This window comes from Nocardiopsis sp. TNDT3, assembly GCF_003427465.1.
GTDB classification, from domain to species: Bacteria; Actinomycetota; Actinomycetes; order Streptosporangiales; family Streptosporangiaceae; genus Nocardiopsis; species Nocardiopsis dassonvillei.
The window spans coordinates 1-7,243 of the sequence record NZ_QPFC01000084.1 but is presented as its reverse complement, the minus strand read 5'-3'; the positions used below and the strand labels follow the sequence as shown (position 1 = coordinate 7,243).

The 7,243-nt window shown below is 73.7% G+C and carries 5 protein-coding genes; 2 read left to right on the top strand and 3 right to left on the bottom strand.

All coding sequences use genetic code 11. The features are described from left to right. Positions 1 to 72: 72 nt before the first annotated feature. Positions 73 to 1,881, bottom strand: a complete 1,809-nt coding sequence (locus DQW06_RS02440; RefSeq protein ID WP_117197883.1) for a phosphoenolpyruvate carboxykinase (GTP) — start codon at positions 1,879 to 1,881, stop codon at positions 73 to 75. Positions 1,882 to 2,271: 390 nt separating this feature from the next. Continuing rightward, complete coding sequence (locus DQW06_RS02435; protein ID WP_013155146.1) at positions 2,272 to 3,195, bottom strand: universal stress protein; 924 nt, start codon at positions 3,193 to 3,195, stop codon at positions 2,272 to 2,274. Positions 3,196 to 3,415: 220 nt separating this feature from the next. On the opposite strand from DQW06_RS02435, the gene DQW06_RS02430 reads away from it, so the two are divergent. Then, positions 3,416 to 4,135 (top strand): DUF998 domain-containing protein, encoded by a 720-nt coding sequence (locus DQW06_RS02430; RefSeq protein ID WP_117197882.1) that lies wholly within the window; start codon positions 3,416 to 3,418, stop codon positions 4,133 to 4,135. Between the two features lie 43 nt (positions 4,136 to 4,178). Here the strand turns inward: DQW06_RS02430 and DQW06_RS02425 are convergent, their stop codons facing one another. Beyond that, complete coding sequence (locus tag DQW06_RS02425; protein WP_013155148.1) at positions 4,179 to 6,332, bottom strand: ATP-binding domain-containing protein; 2,154 nt, start codon at positions 6,330 to 6,332, stop codon at positions 4,179 to 4,181. Between the two features lie 291 nt (positions 6,333 to 6,623). Between DQW06_RS02425 and DQW06_RS02420 the strand changes: the two genes are divergently transcribed. Then, positions 6,624 to 7,220, top strand: a complete 597-nt coding sequence (locus tag DQW06_RS02420) for a hypothetical protein (RefSeq protein WP_013155149.1) — start codon at positions 6,624 to 6,626, stop codon at positions 7,218 to 7,220. Positions 7,221 to 7,243 lie beyond the last annotated feature (23 nt).

Genomic DNA, 7,243 nt, shown 5'->3' with positions numbered 1-7,243 from the left:
CCCCCTCCCCCACGGGCCCCGTGCGCGGAAGGGGGCCCTGGTCAGGGGGCCGTCAGGCCCCCGTCGCGGTCGTTACCGGCTCTCCAGACGGTCCAGCAGGGCGTGGTACTCGTCCCACAGCTCGCCGGGCAGGTGGTCGCCGAAGGTCTTGAAGAACTCCGGTACCAGCGCGGCCTCCTGCTTCCACACCTCGCGGTCGACGTCGAGCACGAAGGCCATGTCCTCGTCGGAGACGTCCAGCCCCTCGGTGTCGATGCCGCCGGCCACGGGCAGGCGGCCGATCGGGGTCTCGACCGCCTCGGCCTCGCCCTCCAGCCGCTCGACGATCCACTTGATGACGCGGCTGTTCTCACCGAACCCGGGCCAGACGATGCGGCCCTCGGCGTCCTTCTTGAACCAGTTGACGTAGAAGATCCGGGGCAGCTCGGCCTGGTCGGCCGCCTGGCCCAGCTTCACCCAGTGGGCGAAGTAGTCGCCCATGTTGTAGCCGCAGAACGGCAGCATGGCGAAGGGGTCGCGGCGCAGCTCGCCCACCGAGCCCTCGGCGGCGGCGGTCTTCTCCGAGGAGACGTTGGCGCCCAGGTAGACGCCGTGCTGCCAGCTGAAGGACTCGGTGACCAGCGGCACCGCGGTGGCGCGGCGACCGCCGAACAGGATGGCCGAGATCGGCACGCCCGCCGGGTCCTCCCACTCGTCGGCGATGGTCGGCGCCTGCCCGGCCGGGGTGGTGAAGCGCGAGTTCGGGTGGGCGGCGGGCTCACCCGACTCCGGGGTCCAGGGACGGCCCTTCCAGTCGGTGAGGCCCGCGGGCGGCTCCTCGGTGAGGCCCTCCCACCACACATCGCCGTCCTCGGTCAGGGCGACGTTGGTGAAGATGCTGTTGCCCCAGAGGGTCTGCACGGCGTTGGCGTTGGTCTTCTCGCCGGTGCCGGGCGCGACGCCGAAGAACCCGGCCTCGGGGTTGATGGCGCGCAGTCGGCCCTGCTCGTCGAAGCGCATCCAGGCGATGTCGTCGCCCACCGTCTCGACCTTCCAGCCGGGGATGGTCGGCTGGAGCATGGCCAGGTTGGTCTTGCCGCAGGCGCTCGGGAAGGCGGCGGCGACGTAGTGCGACCGGCCCTTGGGCGGGGTGACCTTGAGGATGAGCATGTGCTCGGCGAGCCAGCCCTCGTCGCGGGCCATCACCGAGGCGATGCGCAGCGCGTAGCACTTCTTGCCGAGCAGGGCGTTGCCGCCGTAGCCCGAGCCGTAGGACCAGATCTCACGGGTCTCGGGGAAGTGCGAGATGTACTTGGTGGAGTTGCAGGGCCAGGCGACGTCCTGCTGGCCGGGCTCCAGCGGGGCGCCCACGGAGTGGACCGCCTTGACGAACTCACCGCGCTCCTCGATCAGGCGCAGGGCGGCGCTGCCCATGCGGGCCATGATGCGCATGGACACCACGACGTACGGGGAGTCGGTGATCTCGACCCCGAGCTGGGAGATGTCGCCGCCCAGCGGTCCCATGCAGAAGGGAACGACGTACATGGTGCGCCCGCGCATGGCGCCCCGGAAGACCTCGCCGAAGGTGGCGCGCATCTCGTCGGGGGCGATCCAGTTGTTGGTGGGGCCCGCGTCGCTCTCGCGCTCGGAGCAGATGAAGGTGCGGTCCTCGACCCGGGCGACGTCGCTCGGGTCGGACTTGCAGTAGAAGCTGTTGGGGCGCTTGTCCGGGTTGAGGCGGACGAAGGTGCCCTGCTCGACCAGCTGGTCGGTCAGGCGGGTCCACTCCTCCTCGGAACCTTCGCACCACACGATCTCGTCCGGCTGCGTGAGCTCGGCGACCTCCCGCACCCAGGAGACGAGCTCCTCGTGTTTGGTCGGCGCGTCCACGTCGGTATCCACGGCAGTCACAGCGGCTCCTTCTCAAGGTCGAGATCTCTCGCATCATGAACGACGATCCCCCGCAGTGACCAATTGGTTTAGGCCAATGGTCTATAGAAGTTGTGCCGGAAGAACGGATTCCCCTGCACAGCAGGGGATCCGCGTGGTCTACCACCGGGTACGTACGCGCACGAACCGGGACCGGTCGGAGACCGTTCCGGTGCTGTTGGGAGCGGGTTCCCCTGTCAGGAGGGGAACCGGGTGCCACGACCGACACACCGTGCCGTTCGTCACACCGCGTGTCCGGGGCCGGTCGCGGACTCCGGACGGGCACTAGACCTGTGCTGCCGCACCCCTGGCACGGAGGCGCTTCTTCGCAGGTGGGAGCGGTGGAAGCGGGGCCGGTCCGGATCAGCGCAGGATGGCGACGGGCCCCCTGGCGCCGTGCAGGACGGAGTGGCTCACCGATCCGAGCAGCAGCCCGCGAAAGCCCCCGCGTCCGCGCGAGCCGACCACGATGAGGTCGGCGGGGGTGGCCTCCTCCAGCAGGGCGATCACGGGGTGGGCGCGCACGACCCGGGTGCGCACCGGCACACCGGCGTGGCGCGCGCGGGGCCCGGCCAGCTCCTCCTCCAGCGCCTGCCGGGCGGCCTCGGCGGCGGTCGCGTCGTCGAACAGCTCGGGCGGGATGGGCCCGGTCGCGGCGGCGAAGGCCACCAGCGGCTGCCAGGCGCTCACCGCGACCAGTTCGGTGTCGGCGAAGTCGGCCTGCGCGAAGGCGAAGTCCACCGCGCGCCTGCTCGGCTCGGACCCGTCGATGCCCACGATCACCCGGCCCCGCACGCCGTGCGCGGAGGCGTGCTCCCGGGGCAGCACGATCACCGGAACGGGCGCGCGGGCGGCCAGTTCGATGCCCACGGAACCGACGAACGCGGCCACGATCCCGCTCAGCCCGCGCGAGCCGACCACCACGGCGACGGCACCCTCCGCGGAGGCCTCGGCGAGCAGGGCCTCCACCGGGCGGTCGTAGGACAGGCGTTTCTCCACCCGCAGCTCGGGGAAGAGCCGCGCCACCCAGTCCCCGGCGTACTCCAGCAGGGACTCGGCCCCCTGGGCGTCGGCCTCGTCGGGGAACACGTCCGGGGCGACGTCGGGGTCGGCGTGCCCGTGCCCCGCGAACACGCCGACCGAGGCCAGCGGCCCCGCGGCCGCGACGATACGGACCCCGAGGCCGCGCAGCATCGCCTGGTGCGCCGACCACTCCAGCGCGTGGCGGCTGGATTCCGTGCCGTCGACCCCCACGATCACCCATCGCGTCGTGGATGCGCCGTCCATGCGTGCGCCCTTCTCGTCGGCCGTCCCTGCCCCGCGTATTCCGCCGGTGTCCCCCGATGATGCCGTGTGAACACGCACCCGTGGATAACGGTGCCGACGCGAGTTGGGTGAGACAGGGCACCCCGGGTAGGGGTTGGCGACACAGGGGTGGGTTCGACCACGCGCCCTTCGGAGGACGACTCAGCGGGGGCGTGGGAACTCGTGGAAGGCAGGGGGCACGATGTCGCACTCCGCGCAGATGCACTGGGACTACAGGGACGGGAGGGTCGCGGCCGTGGTGGCCGCGCTCGTGTATAGCCTGTGGGTCGTGGAGGTCATGCTGCCCGACAGCAGCGCGGCCCAGGGGGCCCTGGCCGTCCAGAGCTCGGACTTCGCCAGGTTCCTGGAGAGCGCGCACCGCATCGCGGCGATCCTGGTGATGATCGCCGCCGGGATCGGTCTCGGGCTGGGCGCGAGGGAGAGGACGGGCCACCTGCTGGCGGTGTCGTGGTGGTGCATGCTCGTGTTCGGCACGGCGTCGATGGCCGCCACGTTCTTCCCCGGGCCCTGCACGGTGTCCACGGACGTCCCGTGCGCGGCGGAGTCGCTGGCGGAGGGGCTGGAGGGGGCCACGGCGGCCCAGGCCGTCGTCGCGGCGGTGGCGCTCCTGGCCGCGCTGGCGGGCGCGATCGTGCTGGCCGTGGACCGGCGCAGGATGGGTGACGGCAAGTGGCCGCTGGTGGCCGTCGTGGCCGCGCTCCAGCTGGTCACCGCCGTCGCCGTCCTGGTCGCGGCGGTACGGGTCTACGCGGGCGGGGGCGACGGCGACCCGGGGGTCGTGTTCAGCGCCCTGCAACGGATCCACCTGGTGGCGGTGGCCCTGTGGCTGCTCACCGCGGGCCTGCTGCCCAGCCTGTGGAAGCGGAACTGGACGCCCCGGCGCGCCCGCGTCGAGCGCTGAGGGACCAGGGCGGGAGCGGCTCCCGGCGCGCTCCCGCCCGTCGTCACGCCCCGGTGTCGCGCAGGGCCTCCGGCAGGGGGCGCGCGTGCACCACGTGCAGGGTGCTCACCGCGCGGGTGAGCACCACGTAGAGCCGGTTGACGCCGCGCTCCTCGGCCTCGGCGATGGCGGCGGGCTCGGCGACCACCACGGCGTCGAACTCCAGGCCCTTGGCCAGGCTCGCGGGGACCGCGACCAGGCGGCCCGCGTCCGGCCCGGCGCCCGCCTCCCCCAGCAGCGGCGCGCTCAGCCCCCCGGCTTCGACGGCCTCGCGCAGGGCGGGCAGGTCGGCGTCGGCGGCGATGAGGCCGACCGAGCCCTCCCCCCTGAGCGCGGTGCGGCAGGCGTCGGCGACCGACGCCGCCAGGCCGCCCTCGGCGGGGGTGATCCGCAGCGCCCCTGGCGCGCGGCGCACGGCCACGGGCGCGCCCAGCCCGGGCGCGATCGCGGGCAGCAGGCGGGCGGCGAAGTCGATGATCTGGGCGGGGACGCGGTAGCCGCGGTCCAGGACGCTCAGGTGGCCGGTGGGCTTGCCCAGGTGTTCCAGGAGCGTGGACCAGTTGACGGCCGCCGAGGGGCTGGTGCCCTGGGCGATGTCGCCGAGCACCGTGAGCGAGCCGGACACGCAGCGGCGGCCGATCGCCCGGCACTGCATGGGGCTCAGGTCCTGGGCCTCGTCCACCACGATGTGGCCGAGCCCGGCGGGGCGCTCGATGAGCGCGGCGGCCTCGTCCACCAGGGCCAGGTCCTCCTCCGACCACAGGGCCGCCTTGGGGCCGCGGGGTTTTCCCGGCAGCAGGACGGCGGCCTGCTCCTCCGTACTGAGCAGCCCCTCGGCGGCGCGGGCCAGGCGTTCGGGGTCGGTGAGCAGGCCGAGCACCAGCTTGAGCGGGTCGGCCTTGGGCCACATGGCGGTGACGGCCGACTTCACGGCGGGGTCGCGGCGCACCTGCGCGTGGGTGCGGTCGTCGCAGACCTCGCCCTGGGCCTCCATGAGGGAGAGCACGGCGTGGGCGATGCGGTGGGAGAGGAGTTCGCGCCCGGAGCCGTAGGCGACGCCGCGTTCGGCCAGCTCGTCCAGGAGGGGGCGCAGGTCCTCGGGGTACAGGCGCCAGCGGCGCGACCCGCGGCGGACCATGACCGCCTCCTCGGGCGTGCGCAGGTGCGACCACAGGTCGCGGCGGACCACCTCGGCCATGCGGGCCTGGCCCTTGATCCGGGCGGCGCGGGGCTCCTCGGTGCGGCGCACCCACCCGGCGGCGGGGCGGGACCGCTCGGGCAGCCCGGCGGTGAGCATCTCGGTGACGGTGGTCTGCTGGACGTCCACCTCGCCGAGGGCGGGCAGGACGTCGCGGATGTAGGAGAGGAAGGAGCGGTTGGGGCCGACGATCGCCACGCCGGAGCGGGAGAGGCGTTCGCGCTCGGTGTAGAGCAGGAACGCGATGCGGTGCAGGCCCACGGCGGTCTTGCCGGTGCCGGGCGCGCCCTGCACGCACAGGGTGGTGGCGAGCGGGGCCCGGACCAGACCGTCCTGCTCGGGCTGGATGGTGGCGACGATGTCGCGCATGGGCCCGGTGCGGGGGCGTTCGATCTCCGCGTCCAGCAGGGCGCTGGCGCGCTGGCCGCTCCCGGTCGGGGCGGTGGTGAGCGGCTCGTCCTCGAAGGCGGTGAGCACCACCTCGGGGTCGGCGTCGCGGCCGTGGTCGATCGTGGTGAAGCCGTAGCGGCGGCGCAGGCGCACGTCCATCCGGTCGCCGGGCGAGGCCCGGTAGTAGGCGACGCAGATGGGGGCGCGCCAGTCCAGGACCATCGGGCGCCCCTCGGCGTCGTGGACGTGGCGGCGGCCGATGTGGATCCGGTCGGGCCCGGCGCCGTCGGACACGTCGTCGTCCAGGAAGACGGTGCCCGGCTCGAAGTCGAGGCGGCCGAAGAACAGCGGGGCCCCGGGGACGTCGGCCAGGGCCGCGAGGCGGCGCTCGCGGCCCCGGCGCAGGGCGGCGTTGGTGACCTTGTCGTTGACGACGTCGCCCAGGACGAGTTCGCTGCCCTCGACCTCCGCGCGCATCCGGTCCAGGGCGGCGCGTGCGGCGGCGAGGCGGTCTCGCTCGGCCCGGAGTTCGGGGCTCACGGGCACGGCGGGGGAATCGGTCGTGGACATGCGGCGACCTCGGAAGGGATCGGCGGGACAGGAACGCGGCAGCGCGCGTGCGCGGGTCCCGCCCCGGTCGCCGCGAGGGCCCGGTTCGTTCCGATCCGTGAGAGCGCACAACACCCGTTGAGGGAGCGCCGCCGAAAAGAGCCACCAGCCTAACCCGCTCCGGGGCCCTCACCAAACCGGCCGGGACCCCGGCCCCCGGCCGCGCCGCCGCCGGTGCGCGACCGCCCGGAGGGGACGAGAACCAACGCGGGCCCGGGAGCGTCCGAGGAACCGGGAGAGGACGGTACTCACATGCACCACGTTCAGGGCGACCTCGTACTACGGCCCGGCCTCCGGGCGGGATGGGCCAGGCTGGGTGTCGGGGTGGTGACCGGCGTGGTCACGACCGCCGGCATCGCGTTCCGCGTCGGCCCGGGAGCGGCCCTGGCCACGGGCGTCGCGTGGACCGTGCTGGTCGCGGCGGTGGCCCTGCACCTCCACCGAGCCAGGATCGTGCTGACCGCGCACGAGATCGTCCTCAAGGGGGCGTTCTTCCAGCGGCGCCGGTCGCGGTCGCGCGCCGTGTGGACGATCCGCGCGACCGTCGTCCAGCCGCGCGGGGGCCCCTGCGACACACTGTTCGTCCTCGACCAGCACGGCGGCGTGCTCGTCCGGGTGTACGGCGCCAACTACACGACCGAGGACATGGACCGGCTGGTGAGCGCGCTCGGACTGCCGTGCAGCGGCCCGGAGGGGCCTGTCACCCCCAAGGAGCTCGACCGGTTCCGCCCCGGTCTCGTGACGTGGGCCGAGCAGCACGCCTACCTGCTCGGAATGGCGTTCGCCGTCGCCCTGACCCTGGCCATCGTGGCGGGCGTACTGATCGGCCTGGCCCTGACGGAGGGGTAGCCGCGGCGGGCGCGCGGCGGCCC

Coding starts and splice junctions, on each gene's coding strand:
- DQW06_RS02435 (WP_013155146.1), bottom strand. CDS start 3,195: ATGGACGGCGCATCCACGACGCGATGGGTGATCGTGGGGGTCGACGGC.
- DQW06_RS02430 (WP_117197882.1), top strand. CDS start 3,416: ATGTCGCACTCCGCGCAGATGCACTGGGACTACAGGGACGGGAGGGTC.
- DQW06_RS02425 (WP_013155148.1), bottom strand. CDS start 6,332: ATGTCCACGACCGATTCCCCCGCCGTGCCCGTGAGCCCCGAACTCCGG.
- DQW06_RS02420 (WP_013155149.1), top strand. CDS start 6,624: ATGCACCACGTTCAGGGCGACCTCGTACTACGGCCCGGCCTCCGGGCG.